12 protein-coding genes are annotated in these 17,394 nt (G+C 61.8%); 5 read left to right on the top strand and 7 right to left on the bottom strand.

Translation table 11 applies throughout. From position 1 onward, the window contains the following. Positions 1-181: 181 nt before the first annotated feature. Entirely contained in the window at positions 182-742 is a 561-nt protein-coding gene (locus D781_RS15930) for a GNAT family N-acetyltransferase (RefSeq protein WP_015673360.1), read from the bottom strand. Positions 743-795: 53 nt separating this feature from the next. Continuing rightward, positions 796-2,148, bottom strand: coding sequence for a molecular chaperone (gene yegD / locus D781_RS15925; protein WP_015673359.1), 1,353 nt, complete (start codon positions 2,146-2,148; stop codon positions 796-798). 170 nt (positions 2,149-2,318) lie between these two features. Here yegD and alkA point away from each other — a divergent pair, with 170 nt between their 5' ends. Then, positions 2,319-3,797, top strand: a complete 1,479-nt coding sequence (gene alkA, locus D781_RS15915) for a DNA-3-methyladenine glycosylase 2 (protein ID WP_015673358.1) — start codon at positions 2,319-2,321, stop codon at positions 3,795-3,797. Between the two features lie 32 nt (positions 3,798-3,829). On the opposite strand, the gene mgtE is transcribed toward alkA, so the two are convergent. After that, positions 3,830-5,263, bottom strand: a complete 1,434-nt coding sequence (mgtE, locus tag D781_RS15910) for a magnesium transporter (protein ID WP_015673357.1) — start codon at positions 5,261-5,263, stop codon at positions 3,830-3,832. 161 nt (positions 5,264-5,424) lie between these two features. After that, the gene (locus D781_RS15905) at positions 5,425-5,616 is read right to left on the bottom strand and encodes a YfgG family protein (protein WP_015673356.1); all 192 of its coding nucleotides are present in this window, start codon (positions 5,614-5,616) and stop codon (positions 5,425-5,427) included. Positions 5,617-6,030: 414 nt separating this feature from the next. On the opposite strand from D781_RS15905, the gene D781_RS15900 reads away from it, so the two are divergent. After that, positions 6,031-8,259: an EAL domain-containing protein gene (locus tag D781_RS15900; RefSeq protein WP_015673355.1), complete on the top strand. Its 2,229-nt coding sequence runs from the start codon at positions 6,031-6,033 to the stop codon at positions 8,257-8,259. Positions 8,260-8,307: 48 nt separating this feature from the next. Here D781_RS15900 and ppx read toward each other — a convergent pair whose 3' ends face one another. Together ppx and ppk1 are read right to left on the bottom strand one after the other, a co-directional pair. Then, entirely contained in the window at positions 8,308-9,861 is a 1,554-nt protein-coding gene (ppx, locus tag D781_RS15895) for an exopolyphosphatase (RefSeq protein WP_015673354.1), read from the bottom strand. A gap of 10 nt (positions 9,862-9,871) precedes the next feature. Then, a complete protein-coding gene (ppk1, locus tag D781_RS15890; protein WP_015673353.1) occupies positions 9,872-11,935 on the bottom strand; it encodes a polyphosphate kinase 1 in 2,064 nt (687 codons plus the stop codon). Positions 11,936-12,215: 280 nt separating this feature from the next. Here ppk1 and D781_RS15885 point away from each other — a divergent pair, with 280 nt between their 5' ends. From D781_RS15885 to pstB, 3 genes are read left to right on the top strand one after another with little or no spacing between them, the layout of a single operon-like run. Continuing rightward, on the top strand, positions 12,216-14,393 hold the full coding sequence (locus D781_RS15885) for an ABC transporter permease subunit (protein ID WP_015673352.1): 2,178 nt from the start codon (positions 12,216-12,218) through the stop codon (positions 14,391-14,393). Next, positions 14,390-16,039 (top strand): phosphate ABC transporter permease PstA, encoded by a 1,650-nt coding sequence (gene pstA, locus D781_RS15880; protein WP_015673351.1) that lies wholly within the window; start codon positions 14,390-14,392, stop codon positions 16,037-16,039. The genes D781_RS15885 and pstA overlap by 4 nt, the downstream gene beginning before the upstream one ends. 28 nt (positions 16,040-16,067) lie before the next feature. Next, entirely contained in the window at positions 16,068-16,880 is an 813-nt protein-coding gene (gene pstB / locus D781_RS15875) for a phosphate ABC transporter ATP-binding protein PstB (RefSeq protein ID WP_015673350.1), read from the top strand. 2 nt (positions 16,881-16,882) lie between these two features. Here pstB and D781_RS23900 read toward each other — a convergent pair whose 3' ends face one another. Further along, a complete protein-coding gene (locus D781_RS23900; protein WP_158497486.1) occupies positions 16,883-17,305 on the bottom strand; it encodes a polymer-forming cytoskeletal protein in 423 nt (140 codons plus the stop codon). Positions 17,306-17,394 lie beyond the last annotated feature (89 nt).

Genomic DNA, 17,394 nt, shown 5'->3' with positions numbered 1-17,394 from the left:
ACCGGCCGCAACCGGGATAAAAATGGAGGAAAAATGGAGGAATCGTCAGTTTTCCATGAAGAGTATGCGGTTTTCCCCGGTTTTGCCGATGCGTGGCGCGACTGAAGCGCCTTCCGGGCGAGGGTTGGTCATGTGGTGACGGAAATTCGGGCCGGGCTAATGAAGCTGAAAGCGAGCTCCGTCAGCCCGTCTGCGCCTGCCACTGCTGCCGGCTCAGCCGGTACACAATGTGTTTGCGCAGGCGGTGGCCCGGCGGCAGGCGCGGATGCTCAAAATACTCGTCGGCGCAATGCATGCCGATGCGCTCCATCACCCGGCGCGAGGGGAGATTGACGGTGGCGGTAAACGACACCACTTCCGGCAGTTGCAGCTGGGTAAACGCATGATGCAGCGCCGCGCGCGCGGCTTCGCTGGCGAAGCCTTGCCCCCAGTGGGCGGCGGCCAGACGCCAGCCGATCTCCACGCACGGAGCCAGCGGCAGGTCGTCGCCGACCTGCGCCAGGCCGACAAAGCCGATAAAGGGGGCGATGCCCGGCCGCTCGACGGCCCATAATCCCCAGCCGTGCTGCTGCATAAACCGGCGGAACGTGGCGGCCTGCGCCCTGCTGGCCTCCGCCGACAGCGGCGCGGGGAAGTAGCGCATCACCTGCGGGTCGGCGTTCAGCGCGGCGAAGGCGGGCAGATCGTCATCGCGCCAGGCGCGCAGGCGTAAACGTTCGGTATTCAGCGTGACGACTGGCATCGTGGTTACCTCTGTAAGGGGCGCGACGCTGGCGTCGCGCCCGAAGGCTGGCGTTAACGGAACAGCGTCTGCGCCCAGCGCGCCAGCCCGGCGGTGACCGAGCCGAAGTCATTGCCGCCGACAATCGGAATGCCGGGCAGCTGTTGCTGCAGCGCCGCGCGCAGCAGCGGCGAACGGGCGCTGCCGCCGGTCAGGTAGATCACGTCCGGCTGCGTCTGGCTGGTGGCCAGCGCGGCGGTGACCTGCTCCTGAATACGCTGCAGCGGTTGGGATATCGCGTCCGCCAGCTGTCCCTGGCTGATGATCTCCGCCAGCTCCGGCTGGACAAACGCCAGCGGCACGCGGGTGGTTTCCTCGCCGGAGAGGGCGATTTTACTCTCTTCCGCCGCGCGCACCAGCCGGTAACTCAGGCGCTGACGATACACCTGCAGCAGACGCCGCACCTTTTCCGGCTCCGCCGCATCGCGAATCAGATCGTTTAGCAGCCTGGCGTTGGCGCTGCTGTAAAACTCATTCTGCGCCGGCACGTCGTTGGTGGCGACCGCATTCCAGTATGGCAGCGCCGGCAGGGCGATGCCTTTTTCAGTTTCGCCGCCCATGCCGAACAGCGGCATCAGCTGCTTGAACGCCAGCATAATATCCAGATCGTTGCCGCCGACGCGGCAGCCGCTGTGGCCGATCAGGCTCTGCTGGCGCTCGGCGCTGTCGCGCCACTGCGGCCCCATCAGCAGCACCGAGCAGTCGGTGGTGCCGCCGCCGATATCGACCACCAGCACGGTTTTCTCTTCCTGCAGCGTGGCTTCAAAATCCAGACCGGCGGCCACCGGCTCAAACTGGAACTCAATCTGTTTAAAACCGGCGCGCTGGGCGGCGCGCAGCAGGATGCCCTGCGCCTGGCGGTTGGCCTCTTCGCCGCCGGTGCCCTGGAAGTTGATCGGCCGGCCGATCACCGTCTGCTCGATCTGCTGCTGCAGCACGCCTTCCGCCTGCCGTTTGATATGGAACATCATGGCGCAGACCAGGTCTTCGAACAGGGCGATTTGCTGCGCCTTCAGCCCGTTGGCACCGAGGAATGATTTCGGCGAGCGGACGAAGTACACCTCTTCCGGGTCCTCAACGTACTGCGCCAGCGCCTGCAGGCCGAACTGCAGGCTGTCGGCGTTGACCGGAATATCCTCTTCGCGGTTGAAGCTGACGGCGCGGCGTAGCAGCTGCTGATTTTCTTCGCTGCCGGTCGGCACCTGCCAGTGGCGATGCAGACATTCGCTGACCGCCTCGCGGCTCGGCGCGCACAGCATCGACGGCAGATACGGTTCGTTGTTTTCCAGCGCCAGCAGTTCCGGGCCGTTTTCCCGCATTACCGCAACGGAACAGTTGGCCGTTCCGTAGTCAAATCCTATAAACATTTTCGTTCCCCATGCCAATGAAGGGGGGCGACTTTACCCGAGAGAGGGCGTCCGGGCAATGCAGCGCGTGCCGGACGGCGAAAATTTTAGCGATGGCGGTAAGGAGATGCTTAACTAAGCCTATCTTGATGTCCGAATTCCGCACGTCAGTCCGCAGCCCGAGCGCCATAATGATGAAAAAACTGACACCGAGCGTAGCCATGAGTGAACACCAGGCGTTATATGCCGCGCTGAGCGCGCGGGACCGCAAATTTGACGGCCGTTTCTTTGTCGGCGTTTCGTCGACCGGCATCTACTGCCGGCCGGTGTGCAGCGCCCGCACGCCGAAAAGCGAGAACTGCAGCTTCTACCCGAGCGCCGCCGCCGCCGAACTGGCGGGCTTTCGCCCCTGCCTGAAGTGTCGGCCGGAGCTGGCGCCGGGCCTGGCGCTGATCGATCTGGGCAACCGCTATGCGCAGGTGGCGGTGCAGCTGATTGAGCAGGGCTACCTGTCCGAGCACGGCTGCGAGGCGCTGGCGGCGCGGCTGGGCATTTCCGATCGCCATCTGCGGCGCATTTTTGCCGAGCAGTTCGGCGCCTCGCCCATCGACTATGCGCAGTCGCACCGGCTGCTGCAGGCCAAGCGCCTGCTGGCGGACACCGATATGCCGCTCAGCGAGGTGGCGTTCGCCGCGGGGTTCGGCAGCCTGCGGCGCTTTAACGAGCTGTTTAAGCAGCGCTACCGCCTGAGCCCGTCGGCGCTGCGCGACAGCAGCGGCCGGCAGACACGCGCCGCCGCCGGCGGGCTGGTGTTTCATCTGGGCTATCGCCCGCCGTACGACTGGCCGCGCATGTTGAGTTTTTTGCAGGCGCGTGCGGTCAGCGGCGTGGAGAGCGTCGAGGACGGGCGCTATTACCGCTCGATGGCGGTGACGCTCGGCGGCGAGACGCATCAGGGCTGGGTCAGCGTGCTGCCGGAAACGGCGCGCGACCGGGTGCGGGTGGAGATTGCGCCGTCGCTGAGCCGGGTGACCACCGAGGTGCTGCGACGCATACGCCAGCTGTTCGATCTGGACGCGGCGCCGGACATTATCGCCGCCGCGCTAGGCTCGCTGGTGACCGACCCCGGCCTGCGGCTGCCCGGCTGCGTCAACAGCTTTGAGCAGGCAACGCGCGCGGTGCTGGGGCAGCTGGTCAGCGTAAAAATGGCGGCGGTATTCGCCGGGCGGATGGCGGAGCGCTGGGGGACGCCGCTGGCGCAGCCGCACGCCGGCATTACCCATGTGTTTCCGCAGGCCGGGCAGATTGCCGCGCTGCAGCCGGAAATGCTGCGGCCGCTCGGCATTCAGCTCAAGCGGGCCGCGGCGCTGATCGCCCTGGCGCGCGCGCTGGAAGAGGGGCGGCTGGCGCTGGATAACGTGCTGGATATTGAGCAGGGCATCCGGGCGCTGACCGCGCTGCCGGGCATCGGCGACTGGACGGCGAACTATATTGCGATGCGCGCCTGGAGCTGGCCGGACGTGTTTCTAAGCGGCGACTACCTGATTAAGCAGCGCTTTGCCGGCATGACGCCGCGGCAGATTGAGCGCTATGCCGAACGCTGGCGGCCGTGGCGCTCTTACGCCACCTTGCATCTGTGGCATCACGACGGCTGGCTGCCGGAGGCATAAACAGACGGGCCGGCGCAGGCCGGCCCGGAAGGTTACAGCAGGAACAGGCTGGCGAGGCCGAGGAAGATGAAAAAGCCGCCGGTGTCGGTCAGGGCGGTGATCAACACGCTGGAGCCGACCGCCGGGTCGCGTCCCAGCTTCAGCATCACCATCGGGATCACCACGCCCATCAGCGCGGCGACCAGCAGGTTGAGGATCATCGCCAGCGTCATCACGCCGCCCAGCGCCCAGTCGTCGTACAGCAAATAGGTCACCAGCCCCATAATGCCGCCCCAGACTACGCCGTTGATGATCGCCACCCCCAGCTCTCTGAGCAGCAGGCGGGAAATATTGCCTTCTTCAATCTGGTGCAGCGCCAGCGCGCGCACGATCATGGTAATGGTCTGGTTACCGGTATTGCCGCCGATGCCGGCGACGATCGGCATCAGCGCGGCCAGCGCCACCAGCTGTGAGATGGTGTGCTCAAACAGGCCGATCACCCGCGAGGCGATAAAGGCGGTGCACAGATTGATGGCCAGCCACGCCCAGCGAGTTTTTACCGCCTTGCTGACCGGTGCGAACACGTCCTCTTCCGGGCTCAGGCCCCCCATGCGGCGCAGGTTGTTGTCGCTCTCTTCATTGACCACGTCGACGATCTCTTCGATGGTCAGACGCCCCATCAGTTTGCCCTGTGCGTCGATCACCGGGGCGCTGATCAGGTCGTAGCGTTCAAACGCGCCGGCCGCCGCTTCGGCCTTGTCTTCCGGCTGGAAGCTGGTGGGTTCGCTGTCCATCACGCTGGCGACCTGCGTTTGCGGATCGTTCAGCAGCACCGCCGTTAGCGGCAGTTCGCCGAGCAGGGTGTTTTTACGGTCGGTGACAAAGATTTTATCGGTGGCGTCCGGAATGGTTTTGCGCTGGCGCAAAAAGCGGTGCACCGTGCCCAGCGTTACGTCGGGCCGTACCGTGATCAGCTCAAAGTCCATCATCCAGCCGACGGTCTCTTTGCCATAGTGCATCATCTCGCGCACCTGCGCGCGCTGCTCCGGCTCCAGCGAGGTCAGCAGGCGCCCCATCAGGTTGCGCGGCAGGAACTGCGCCAGATAGGCCTGTTCGTCGATATCCAGCGTTTTGATCGCCTTGAGCAGGTCTTTATCACTCATTTCTTCGATCAGGCTGTCCCATACCGGCTCGGCGACTTCCACCAGCGTTTGGCCGCGGCGCGGCGGATCCACCAGCCGCCACAGCGCCAGACGTTCATCCTGCGGCAGCGCTTCCAGCAGGTCGGCGAGGTCGGCGGCGTGCATCTCTTCCACCAGCGCGCGAATTTCGGCGGTCTGGTCCATCAGCGCCTGCTGGCTGAGCGGCCGATCGTCATCCGGCCGGCCGAGAATGCCGTCGATCAGCGCTTTGTTGTTCAGTAACAGGGATAGGATGTGCTGACGGTGTTCAGCCACCTTTTTGACATTATGTGTTGCGGCAGACATGGTATTCCTTAACGCTTGGCACGCAGAGCTCCTGAGTCATAACTTGTACAAGATAGAACATCACAGAGTATGGCGTCATTTTTATGATAGGGACGATGCGCGGCCAGGAATGGGTAAAGCGTCTGTGGGCAGACGGCTTACCCATTCGGCGGCCCGCGCGGTTACGGCGCTTCAGAGGCGCTGTCCCGGGATGAATTAAGCGGTTGACTGACGTGCTGTTCCTGAGCGGACAGCTTTTTTTCCTGATGGTGGGGAATGGCGGCGATGGCGGTATACAGCAACCGGCCTATCAAAATGATAAAACTTACCAGCAGCACGATTTTGGTCATTTGTCCGGTGGTTCTTTTACGCATAGTGGGTCCGCAGGTCTCGGTTCCTTATGGCGCAGCCGGTGGCCATGCCCGTTATTTCCCCTTGGGTGAACTAATTTTAGTGGCGGCCGGCAAAACTTGTCCATGTATTTCACCGGAAAGAAAAATTATCCCGTCGTGCGTTGAATGTTGGTTTGATTTTATCCGGCGGCACACGGCGATTTTTTTATCGCATCAATGTTATGATTATTTTTAACCGGCAATCAGCTGTTAATTGATGTAAATCAATTTTCAACCCGGCGTAGCGCATAGAATTCGTGACCAGCTGTAAAATTTGCTGATTTTTTCATCATTATTACCCTGGCCATTGGAGATGAGCGGACGCCGCTTACTGACAGGCCGCTAAAGTCTGGATGATAAATAGCTTCGCGCGTCGGCGAAGATACTCACTTCATAATGATTAAATTGAAACTCTGGAATAAGTTACGCCACCGTTGGTGGGGCCAGCCTCTGGTGTGGAGCCTGGTGTTTATCCCGCTGGCCGGCTGGCTCTCCCCGCACATTATGCTGCCGGAAGGAAAGGTGTATCTGGTCTATCTGCCGCTGGCGGTGTGTATTTCGCTGTTGATGGTGTACGACTGGATGGCGATCCCCGGCATTGTCGTTGCCATCATGATCCGTTACAGCGTCCGGCTGGGGCCGGAAATCGGCATCATCATGACGCTGCTGTATCTGTTCTGTCTCGGCGTCTGCTGGCTGGGCTACCGCTGTCAGACGCAGCGCGACTGGTGTGCACGCATTAACGTACTGGGATTTACGCCGCCGCGGTTGATCTGGCTGCTGGCGTTTCCGCCGCTGCTGTTTATCCTCAGCCTGCAGTTGATGATTGGCATGGGGCTGCTGCCGGACGAGATGGGTATGGTGTTCGGCAGAGCCAATCTGATGCATACGCTGGTAAATTTCCACGCGCTGCTGATCGCCGGCCTCTCTTCCACACCGCTGTTCTATTTTGTGCTGCGGGTGCTGAATAATCCGCGTTTTCTGCGGACGCTGCGGTGCCGCTTCCGTCTGGAAGTCGCGCCGGGGGTGAAAACCGGCGAGACGTTGCTCTGGCTGCTGCTGCTGACCGGCATGGTGTTTGCGCTGTGCTATCCCACCGGCGTCGGGCAGAAGGAGTTTTGGATCGACTACAGCCTGACGCTGCTGCTGCCGCTGATGCTGTACGGTGCGGTGCGCTTCGGCTATCACCTTAACTGCATTGCCTGGTCGGTTGCGCTGCTGGCGCTGTTTTTCAACTATCGCAGCTATGTGCGGGTGGACGGACGCCTGCACGATCTGGCCGTCGTTTCCTCGATGATGCTGGTATTTACCCTCAGCGTATTCCTGCTGTCGGCGATCAATTCTCGCCAGCTGGCGCTGTTCGCCAAAATGAAGCGCGCCTCGCTGCAGGATCCGATGGTCGGCCTGCCGAACCTGCGCGCCCTGAAGCGGGATTTGGCGCTGGCGCCGCGTTCGACGCTGTGCTTCCTGCGCATTGCCGAACTGGACCTGCTGAGCCGTCATTACGGCATGCAATTGCGCATTCGCTTCAAACAGCATCTGGCCAGCACCCTGCGTAAGGGGTTGGCGGCGGACGAAGACGTGTATCAGCTGCCGGGCTACGATCTGGTGCTGCGGCTGAACGGCTACGATGACGAGGCCAAAGTGGCGGAGGTGCACGCTACGCTGGAGAACTTCCGACTGGTCTGGAACGGGCTACCGATTCACCCGCCGCTGGGCGTCAGCTACTGCGGCATCGCCGGGGAAGTGGAGCACCTGCATCTGCTGCTCGGGGAGCTGAGCTCGCTGGCCGATCTGTCGCTGACCAGTGGTGAGCCGGAGAGCATCCGCAACGATCGTCAGGACGTGCAGAACGCGGTGAAACACAAGGTGCGTCTGCTGCACCGGGTGCAGCGGGCGCTGGACGGCGACGGCTTTATCCTGATGGCGCAGCCGATCCACGGTGTGCGCGGCGACAGCTACCATGAAATCCTGCTGCGCCTGCCTGATGACAAGGGCGGTGCGTTGTCGCCGAACGAATTTTTGCCGGTGGTGCATGAGTTCGGCCTGGCGTATCAGCTGGACCTGTGGGTGTTGAATAACACGCTGAAGTTTATGGATCGCCATCGTGATACGCTGCCGAGTGCGCGCTTTGCGGTGAATATCTCGCCGCCGACGCTGTGCCGCCCGACGCTGAGCCGCGATGTGCGGCAGGCGCTGCAGCAGTATGCGATTGAACCGTACCAGCTGATTCTGGAAATTACCGAGTCGCACCTGATGCAGGACATTCACTATGCGGCCACCACCCTGCGTGAGCTGCGTGAACTGGGCTGCCGCATTGCGATAGACGACTTCGGCACCGGCTATGCCAGCTATAACCGCCTGCGGATGCTGGAGGTGGATACGCTGAAAATTGACGGCAGCTTCGTGCGTAATATGCTGAACGATCCGGTGGATCACCAGATTATCGCGTCCATCTGCAAGGTGGCGTTAATGAAGCGGTTACATATCGTAGCGGAATATGTGGAAAGCGAAGAGCAGCAGATGGCGCTGCGGGCGCTGGGGGTTGACTATATGCAGGGCTACCATATCGGCCAGCCGGTACCGCTGACCTCGCTGGCGGCCGGCACGCAGGCCGAGGCGTGACGGCAGGCGGCCCTTCGCGCAGGCGAAGGGCCGCCGCTGAGTGTGGCATCAGGCGAGGCGCTGCTCGTCCTGCTGCGCGTCTTCTTCCTCAATGATCAGCTTCCAGCCGACGACATCTTTCCAGTACTCCTGCTCGCGCTCCAGATCCAGCTGCACCAGCGTATTCTGCGTCAGATAGCCGGCCGGGAAGCGCAGCGTCCAGTGATTATCATCGGTAATCAGACGCAAGGTTTCCGGCGTGGTGGTGGACTGACGCTGGTTGTTCAGCAGCGCGCTCAGGCGCAGGAGCTGTATCAGCGGCAGATAGTGCTTCTTCTTGAACAGATTCAGGCGCGGCAGCTCTTCCAGCTTGATGGCTTTACGGTGGAAGCGCACCAGCGCCGCCAGCAGCAGCTGCTGTTCCTGATTAAAGCCCGGCAGGTTGGTGTTTTGCAGAATATAGGCGGAGTGCCGGTGCATGGCGCTGTGGTTGATGCTCAGCCCGACCTCGTGCAGCATAGCGGCCCATTTCAGCAGCGCTTCCAGCTGCGGGTTGACCAGCTTGGTGTTTTGCGCCATCCACTGGGCGTACAGCAGTTCGGTGGTCGCCAGCACCCGGCTGGCCTGATCGCGATCGATATTGTAGTGCTCGGCCAGGCTTTTGGCGGTGCGGCTGCGGATATCCTGATGGCGGAAACGGCCCTCCATCTCGTACAGCACCCCTTCGCGCAGCGCGCCGTCGGACAGGCGTAAATCGCGGATCGCCAGCGCGTCGAACACGCCGCATAAAATGGCCAGCCCCGGCACAAACACCGCCTGACGCTCCTCCGACAGCCCCGGCAGGCTGAGGGCGCTGAAGTTCTTGAACTGCAGCACCTGTTCGCTCAGCATTTCCAGCCGCTCGAGGGTGATCAGACCGTCCTTTTCTCCCATCGCCACCAGTACTTCGTGCGCTGCCTTAATCGAGCCGGAGGCGCCCAGCGCGTATTGCCAGCCCTGAATGCGGTATTGCCAGGCCAGGGTTTCCAGCTTTTGCGCCGCCGCCAGCCGGGCGCGGCGGAAATTGGTGCGGTTGATTTCGCCGTCAGGGAAAAAGATATGGGCGAAGCTGACGCAGCCCATGCGGCGGCTTTCCGCCAGCAGAGGTTCAAAATCTTCGCCGATCACCAGCTCGGTGGAACCGCCGCCGATGTCGATCACCAGCTTGCGACCCTTTTCCGGCTGGGTGTGTTCCACGCCCATAAAGATCAGGCGCGCCTCTTCCTGCCCGGAGATGATCTCGATCGGGTAGGGGATCACCTCGGCGGCGCGCTTGAGAAAGGCTTCGGCATTCACCGCCTGACGCAGCGTATGCGTCCCGACGATGGTGACGTTTTCCGCCGGGAAACCCTGCAGCCGTTCGGCAAACAGGGCCAGGCAGGCCAGACCGCGTTCTATTGCTTCTTCACTGAGCACATTGTTGGCATCCAGGCCGTCGGCAAGGTGAACCCGCTGTTTTAAGCGGCCCAATACCTGCAGGGCGCCGTTGACGACGCGGGCTATCACCATATGGAAACTGTTCGAGCCGAGGTCGATGGCGGCGATTTCCAATGGCTTATGAGTGGCGGTGTTGTTTAGCGGCATAGTTGCTGGCCTAATTTCCTGGTTGTTCCAGAGCTTTTAAATAGTCGTAAATGGCAATTTGCGAACGTACTTTACGGCGGTTGCCGCGCGGTACGTACTGGTTGCTCAGCTCTTTATCAATATAACGGGCTTTGACGGTGTCGCTGAACTGGATCGCCAGAATATCCAGCACGCGCTGTTTCAGCGCCGGATCCAGCAGCGGCGTCGCCACTTCGATACGGTAATCTATATTGCGGGTCATCCAGTCGGCGGACGACAGGAAGACCTTGATGTCACCTTGGTTTTCGAAAACGTAAACGCGATCGTGTTCCAGATAGCGGTCGACGATGCTGATGGCCTGAATATTGTCGCTGATCCCCGGCAGATTGGGAATCAGCGAGCACATGCCGCGCACCAGCAGGCGCACCTTCACGCCGGCGCCGGAAGCGGTATATAACCGATCCACCAGCCCTTTATCCACCAGATTATTCAATTTCAGCGTAATGCCGGCCGGCTTGCCCGCCAGCGCGCTGGCGATTTCATGGTCGATCAGGTCGTACAGCATGCGGCGCGAGTTCTGCGGCGATACCATCAGATAGTCAAAATGCACCGGACGGTAGGGGTTTTCAATAAAGTTGAACACCCGGCGTACTTCGTTGGTGATGCGCGCATCGGCGGTCAGCAGGGAGTAGTCGGTGTACACCCGCGCGGTTTTTTCGTTGAAGTTGCCGGTGCCGATATGGGCGTAGCGCACAATAGCGTCGCCTTCGCGGCGCGAAATCAAAAACAGCTTGGCGTGGATCTTCAGGCCGGGGGCGGAGAAGATCACGTGCACGCCGGCCTCCGTCAGGCGTTTGGCCCAGTGAATGTTGGCCTCTTCGTCGAAGCGCGCCTGCAGTTCGACCACCACCGTCACTTTCTTGCCGTTATGCGCCGCGTGGATCATGGATTCGATAATGCGCGAATCTTTCGCCACCCGGTAAATATTGATTTTTATCGCCAGCACGCTGGGGTCGAACGACGCCTGACGCAGCCACTCCAGCACGTGCTCGAAGGTGTGGTACGGGTAGTACAGCAGCACGTCTTGTTCCCGGATGGCGTCGAAGCCGTTGCGGAACCGGTCGAACCAGATATGGCGCAGACGCGGCAGCGGCCGGTTGACCAGGTTGCTTTTGCCGACGTTGGGGAAGCTGATAAAGTCTTTGAAGTTGTGATAGCGGCCGCCGGCGATCACCGAATCGTAGTTGGAGATACCCAGCTTTTCGCGCAGCAGCTCCACCATTTTATTCGGCATATCGCGCTGGTATACAAAGCGCACCGGCTCGGCGGTCAGGCGCTGCTTCAGGCTGGAGGACATCAGTTCCAGCAGGCTGGATTCCATTTCCGTCACCAGATCGTATTCCGCATCGCGCGTCATCTTCATCGAATAGGCGTTGAGCGCATCGTAGTCGAAAAAGCCCTTGAAGATGTCATCCAGGCAGTAGCGCAGAATGTTATCCAGCAGGATCATCGGCTTGCGGCGACGCGGCGCTTCCGGCGGCAGGTTGACGAAGCGCGGCACCTTGTCGGACGGGATCTCCAGCAGCGCATAGTCGATATGGCTGCCGCGGATAATTTCCACCGCCAGATAGGTGTAGTCGTCCTTCAGAAACTGCACCAGATTGGTGTCGTGATTGATCAGGATCGGCGTGATGTGCTGGCGCAGATGCTGCCTGAAGTATTGACGCAGCCAGATTTGCTGATTCTCGGAGACCTGGCGCTCATTGATCAGAAAGATTTGATTGCGCGCCATTTCCAGCAGTAAATCATTATACAGGGTGTCGAATTCCTGGTCGGTTTTTAACACCTTGGTCTGGATTTTCTTCAGCAAATGACGCGAGGCGCCGGCAGAGCCTTGCTCTTCGCTGATCAGGATGCGCCGTTTCAGGTCGGCAAAGCGGACTTTGTAAAACTCGTCGAGATTATTGGAGTAAATGCCGAGGAAGCGCATGCGCTCAATCAGCGGATTGCTCTTATCTGCGGCTTCCTGCAACACGCGCTCATTAAAGGACAACCAGCTTAGTTCTTTTTCGATGTAGAGCTTTTCCTGACCCATTATTACTCCGGTTAAATCATGGGAAAAATCGAATGGCATTCCCCTATACCGGCCCAGGCCGCCTGCTGAGGAGGCGGGTGAGAGGCACCGTCGCCCGTCGCTCACGCTGCCTGAATGCCGCTCTAATGTCCTACAACATTATTGCGAGAGATTGACAGTAATGTCCAACAGATCTGCCGGCCGGCGGCGGTAAACTTTGTCATGCAAACGACATTAATCTGACATAAGATGCCCGGTTATCTTTTGGCGTAAGCCCGGCCTGCAACAAAGACAGAGACAGATGGTACAGACAACGGCAAATCAACTTCCCCGCGATCGGCGGCGCGCGCGCATTGACCGTGGCGTGCGGGCCATGGTGACCGTCAGCGGCCTGCTGGTGCTGATGATGCTGATGTTAATTTTCGTCTACTTGCTGTTCGCCGTACTGCCGCTGTTTAAGCCGGCCTCCGTCGACGCCTCGCCGCCGTTGACACTGAACCATGCGTCGCCGGCCTTGGCGATCGGCATGGACGTTCAGCAGCGGGTGGGTTACCGCATTGACCGGCAGGGCGAAGGGCAGTTTTACCGGTTGACGGCACGACAGGGGCAGGCGGCCGGTACGCTGTTGACCAGCCAGCGGCTGCTGCCGGCGCCGACGCTGCTGGCCCGGGCGGTCGGCGCGCGCGATCTGTTTGCGCTGGCGCAGGCCGACGGGCGTTTTATTATCGCGCAGGCGGATTTCGCCGCTGCGCCGCAGGAAAAACCGCACTGGAGCTTGCCGCTGGGCGCGCAGCCGCAGGCCCTGCTGCCGCATGCCGGCGCACTGAAGCAGCTGGCGCTGACGCCGGCGCGCGAGGCCGGAGCGTATCTGGTGGCGGCGGTGACCGAGCGGCGACAGCTGCTGTTGGCTCGGGTGGCGGCGCGGCAGCCGGCCGCGGTCAGCGCCATCGCGCTGAGCGACGACGTGCAGCAACTGGTGCTGGCGCCGGATGGCCGCCAGCTCTATCTGCTGAGCGGCAGCCGGCTGGCGCGCTATCAAATCGACGGGACGCAGCTGCGGCTGCAGGAAACGCAAATGCTCGGTGAGCAGGCGCCTTACCGCCTGACGGCGCTGCCGGGCGGCAGCGCGCTGATTGTGCATGCCGCCGACGGCACGCTGCAGGAGTGGTTCGACGTGGAGAAAAACCAGCGCTGGCGCCTGACCTCGGCGCAGCAGTTCACGCCGCAGCCGGCTGCGGACGCCGCGGTGATCGCCGAGCCGTTCCGCCGGGTATTCGCCGCGCTGCAGCCGGACGGTGCGTTTGCGCTCTATTCCAGCATCCAGTCCCGGCCTCTGCTGGACGCCCGGCTGGCTGCCGGCGTACAACAGGCGGCGTTTGCGCCGCGCGGCGATGGCCTGCTGCTGGAGACCGCGCAGGGCTGGCAGCAATACCGGCTGAATAATGATTACCCTGACGTGACCTGGCGCTCGCTGTGGCGGAAGGTTTGGTACGAGAACTACCCGCAGCCGGCGCTGGTGTGGCAGTCCACCTCCGGGGAGGACAGCTATCAGGCCAAGTTCAGTCTGATGCCGGTGATTTTCGGCACGCTGAAGGCCGCCGGTTACGCCATGCTGTTTGCCATACCGTTGGCGCTGGGCGGCGCGGTCTATACGGCCTGCTTTATGTCGCCGGCGCTGCGGCGGCTGGTGAAACCGGCGATTGAGGTGATGGGCGCGCTGCCGACGGTGGTCATCGGGCTGGTGGCGGGCATCTGGCTGGCACCGGTTATCGAACGTCATTTACTGGCGATACTGGCGTTGCCGCTGTTGCTGGCCGGCGCGGTGTTGCTGTGCGGCATAGCGCAGCAGCGCTGGCGGCCGGGTCGGCAGCGTCCGGGCGGCGATTTACTGCTGCTATTGCCGGCGCTGGCCCTGACCGTCTGGCTGGCGATGGCCGTCGGCCCTTGGCTGGAGACGCTGCTGTTTGGCCAGCCGATGCACTTCTGGCTGGGGGACGACTTCGACCAGCGCAATACGCTGGTGGTCGGCGTGGCAATGGGTTTTGCGCTGGTGCCGGTGATTTTCTCGCTGGCGGAGGATGCGCTGTTCAGCGTGCCGACCTCGCTCACCCAAGGCTCGCTGGCGCTGGGCGCCACGCCGTGGCAGACGGTGGCGCGGGTGACGCTGCCGGCCGCCAGCGCCGGTATTTTCTCGGCGCTGATGATAGGTTTCGGCAGGGCGGTGGGGGAAACCATGATCGTGCTGATGGCCACCGGCAATACGCCGATCGTCGACGGCAGCCTGTTCCAGGGGCTGCGCGCGCTGGCGGCGAATATCGCCATTGAAATGCCGGAGGCGGTATTTGCCAGCAGCCACTATCGGGTGCTGTTCCTGACCGCGCTGGTATTGTTCGTGTTTACCTTTATCGTCAATACGCTGGCCGAGGCGATCCGTCAGCGCCTGCGCGAGCGCTATAGCCAGAATCAGGAGGCGCCATGAGAGCCTGGTTAAAATCGGGTTCCCCGTGGGTATGGCTGACCGCCGGCTCGGTCAGCGTCAGCCTGCTGGCGCTGCTCGGCATCTTGTTGCTGCTGGCGGGGCAGGGGATGCGCTACTTTTGGCCCAGCCCGGTCTATCAGTTTGAGCTGAATCAGGCGGCGGCCGGCCCGGTCACGCTGATTGGCGAGCTGTATCAGCAGCAGACGATTTCACGTCAGCAGCTGCTGGAGGCGGGCGTGACGCCGCCGGGCGACGCGGCGCAACTCACCCGTTACCTGATTAAGGTCGGCAACCGCGAAAGTGAAGGGCAGGATTTTCGTACGCTGCTGGCCAGCGATGTTCGTCGCCAGAGCGCGCCGCGCGACCTGCTGGTATTGGAGCGCAACAGCAACGGCACCGCCTACGGTTTTCTGGCCGGCCTGCTGGAGGACGGCCAGCCGCTGACCGGGCGCGATCTGAATCAGGCGCTGCAGCAGCGGCTGCCGCAAATTGCGGCGCTGTCGCGGCAGGCGCATGATATTCAGATTCACCAGATGGCGCGGATTAATGAGCAGTTTGCGGCGCTGAATTTGCGTGAGAAAAAGCTCCGGCGCGACCAGCGTTTTGATGCCCGCGCCCAGGCGCAGATGAAGGCCGAGCGGCTGGAGTTGCAGCGCCAGTACCGTCAGATGGCGGAGCAGCTGGACGGGCTGAACCGCGATCGTCAGCGCGATGCGCTGCTGCTGCGGGATATGCGCGGTCAGGTGCATACCATCCCCCTGAGCCAGATACGCGATGCCTGGTTCCCCAATGCGATGTCCCTGGGCCAGAAGGTAGTGCACTGGGGCGAGCAGGTGAAGAAGTTTCTGAGCGACAGCCCGCGTGAGGCCAATACCGAGGGCGGCGTGTTCCCGGCGATTTTCGGCACCGTGCTGATGGTGGTGCTGATGTCGGTGGTGGTGATGCCGTTCGGGGTGATCGCCGCCGTCTATCTGCATGAGTATGCCGGCAAGAACCTGCTGACGCGGCTGATCCGCATTGCGGTGGTTAACCTGGCCGGGGTGCCGTCGATCGTCTACGGCGTATTTGGCCTGGGCTTTTTTGTCTATCTGATCGGCGGCAGCATCGACCGGCTGTTTTATGCCGAATCTCTGCCTAACCCGACCTTCGGCACCCCCGGCGTGCTGTGGGCCGCGCTGACGCTGGCGTTGCTGACGCTGCCGGTGGTGATTGTCTCGACCGAAGAGGGCCTGTCGCGCATACCGGCCACGCTGCGCCAAGGCTCGCTGGCGCTGGGGGCCTGCCGGGCCGAAACCCTATGGCGCATTGTGCTGCCGATGGCGGCGCCGGCCATGATGACCGGCCTGATTCTGGCAATTGCGCGTGCGGCGGGTGAAACCGCGCCGCTGATGCTGGTCGGCGTGGTGAAGTCGGCGCCGGTGCTGCCGGTGGACGATATTTTTCCGTATTTGCACCTGGAACGTAAGTTTATGCACCTGAGCTTCCAGATTTACGATATGGCATTCCAAAGCCCCAGCGTCGAGGCGGCCAGGCCGCTGGTGTTCGCTACCGCCTTCCTGTTGGTGGCGATCGTCGTCGGGCTGAATCTGACGGCGATGGGCATCCGCCATTCGCTCAGGGAGCGTTACCGGGTATGGGAGCAGTAACAGTGAGAACGAGTATGGGGACCGCTTCATGGGATTAAAAACGCCGGGCAGTTTGCCCAGGCTGGATGTGCAGCAGCTTGGCGACCGGGATACGGCGCTGGCGGCTGACGGACTGCAGCTGTTTTACGGCGACAAACAGGTGCTGCATGATATTTCGCTGCGTATTCCGAAGCACCGGGTCACGGCGCTGATCGGCCCCTCCGGCTGCGGTAAATCCACGCTGCTGCGCTGCTTTAATCGCATGAACGATCTGGCGGACAACTGCCGCATAGACGGCGAACTGCAGCTGAACGGCGAACGAATTTCCGGCGCGGAGATTGACGTGGCGGCGCTGCGGCGGCGGGTGGGGATGGTGTTCCAGCGTCCCAATCCGTTCCCGAAATCGATCTATGAAAACGTGGTGTACGGCCTGCGCCTGCAGGGGATCCGCGAACGGCGGGTGCTGGACGAGGCGGTGGAGCGTTCGCTGCGCGCGGCGGCGCTGTGGCATGAAGTGAAAGACCGGCTGCGGGAAAACGCCCTGCGGCTGTCCAGCGGCCAGCAGCAGCGGCTGGTGATTGCCCGCGCCATCGCCATCGAGCCGGAAGTGCTGCTGCTCGATGAGCCGACTTCGGCGCTGGATCCGATCTCCACCCTGACCATCGAAGAGCTGATTTCGACGCTGAAGCAGCGCTACACGGTGGTGCTGGTGACGCACAATATGCAGCAGGCGGCGCGCGTTTCGGACTATACGGCGTTTATCCACCAGGGACGCCTGGTGGAATATAACGATACCGACGCTATTTTTACCTCGCCCCGCCAGCGGCGGACGGAGGATTACATCACGGGCCGCTACGGCTGAGGCTACTTGGCCTGCTGCGGTTCCGGTAGCTGCGGGGCGTGGTGTGCCGTTTTCAGCGCCGTCACTTTGCCGGCGCCGGCGGTCGTTTGCGGCATCAGCTGTGACTGCCCGACAAACACGCCACCTTTCTCAATGGAAAATTCGTCGGTAAAAATGTCGCCGCGCATATGGCCCTTCGGCTGGATGGTCAGGCTGTCGGCATGGCAGCTGCCCTCAACGGAGCCGTTGATCATAATATGCTGGGCGTGAATTTCGCCTTTTACCTGGCCGGTTGGTTCGATGCGCACCTGGTGGGAGCAGGTCAGGCTACCTTCGAGCACCCCTTCGACAATAATATTGCCCTGGCCTTCGATGGTGCCGGTCAACTGGGTGCCCTGTGAGATAAAGGTGTCCTTGATAGCCTTGGCCGGTTTGGCGCTTTCCATCAGTTCCGATAATGGAGGCGGAACGGCGACGGCCTTGAGCGGCTCTTTCATTTCAGAGTGCGAAGACCTGGTGTCGTCCGGTTTTCTAC

Source organism: Serratia sp. FGI94, from assembly GCF_000330865.1.
Taxonomy (GTDB): domain Bacteria; phylum Pseudomonadota; class Gammaproteobacteria; order Enterobacterales; family Enterobacteriaceae; genus Serratia_B; species Serratia_B rubidaea.
Note: the sequence above shows the minus strand (reverse complement) of the source record. Positions and strands in the feature narration are given on the sequence as shown.

Coding starts and splice junctions, on each gene's coding strand:
- D781_RS15930 (WP_015673360.1), bottom strand. CDS start 742: ATGCCAGTCGTCACGCTGAATACCGAACGTTTACGCCTGCGCGCCTGG.
- D781_RS15900 (WP_015673355.1), top strand. CDS start 6,031: ATGATTAAATTGAAACTCTGGAATAAGTTACGCCACCGTTGGTGGGGC.
- yegD (WP_015673359.1), bottom strand. CDS start 2,148: ATGTTTATAGGATTTGACTACGGAACGGCCAACTGTTCCGTTGCGGTA.
- ppk1 (WP_015673353.1), bottom strand. CDS start 11,935: ATGGGTCAGGAAAAGCTCTACATCGAAAAAGAACTAAGCTGGTTGTCC.
- pstA (WP_015673351.1), top strand. CDS start 14,390: ATGAGAGCCTGGTTAAAATCGGGTTCCCCGTGGGTATGGCTGACCGCC.
- mgtE (WP_015673357.1), bottom strand. CDS start 5,263: ATGTCTGCCGCAACACATAATGTCAAAAAGGTGGCTGAACACCGTCAG.
- pstB (WP_015673350.1), top strand. CDS start 16,068: ATGGGATTAAAAACGCCGGGCAGTTTGCCCAGGCTGGATGTGCAGCAG.
- D781_RS23900 (WP_158497486.1), bottom strand. CDS start 17,305: ATGGAAAGCGCCAAACCGGCCAAGGCTATCAAGGACACCTTTATCTCA.
- ppx (WP_015673354.1), bottom strand. CDS start 9,861: ATGCCGCTAAACAACACCGCCACTCATAAGCCATTGGAAATCGCCGCC.
- D781_RS15885 (WP_015673352.1), top strand. CDS start 12,216: ATGGTACAGACAACGGCAAATCAACTTCCCCGCGATCGGCGGCGCGCG.
- D781_RS15905 (WP_015673356.1), bottom strand. CDS start 5,616: ATGCGTAAAAGAACCACCGGACAAATGACCAAAATCGTGCTGCTGGTA.
- alkA (WP_015673358.1), top strand. CDS start 2,319: ATGATGAAAAAACTGACACCGAGCGTAGCCATGAGTGAACACCAGGCG.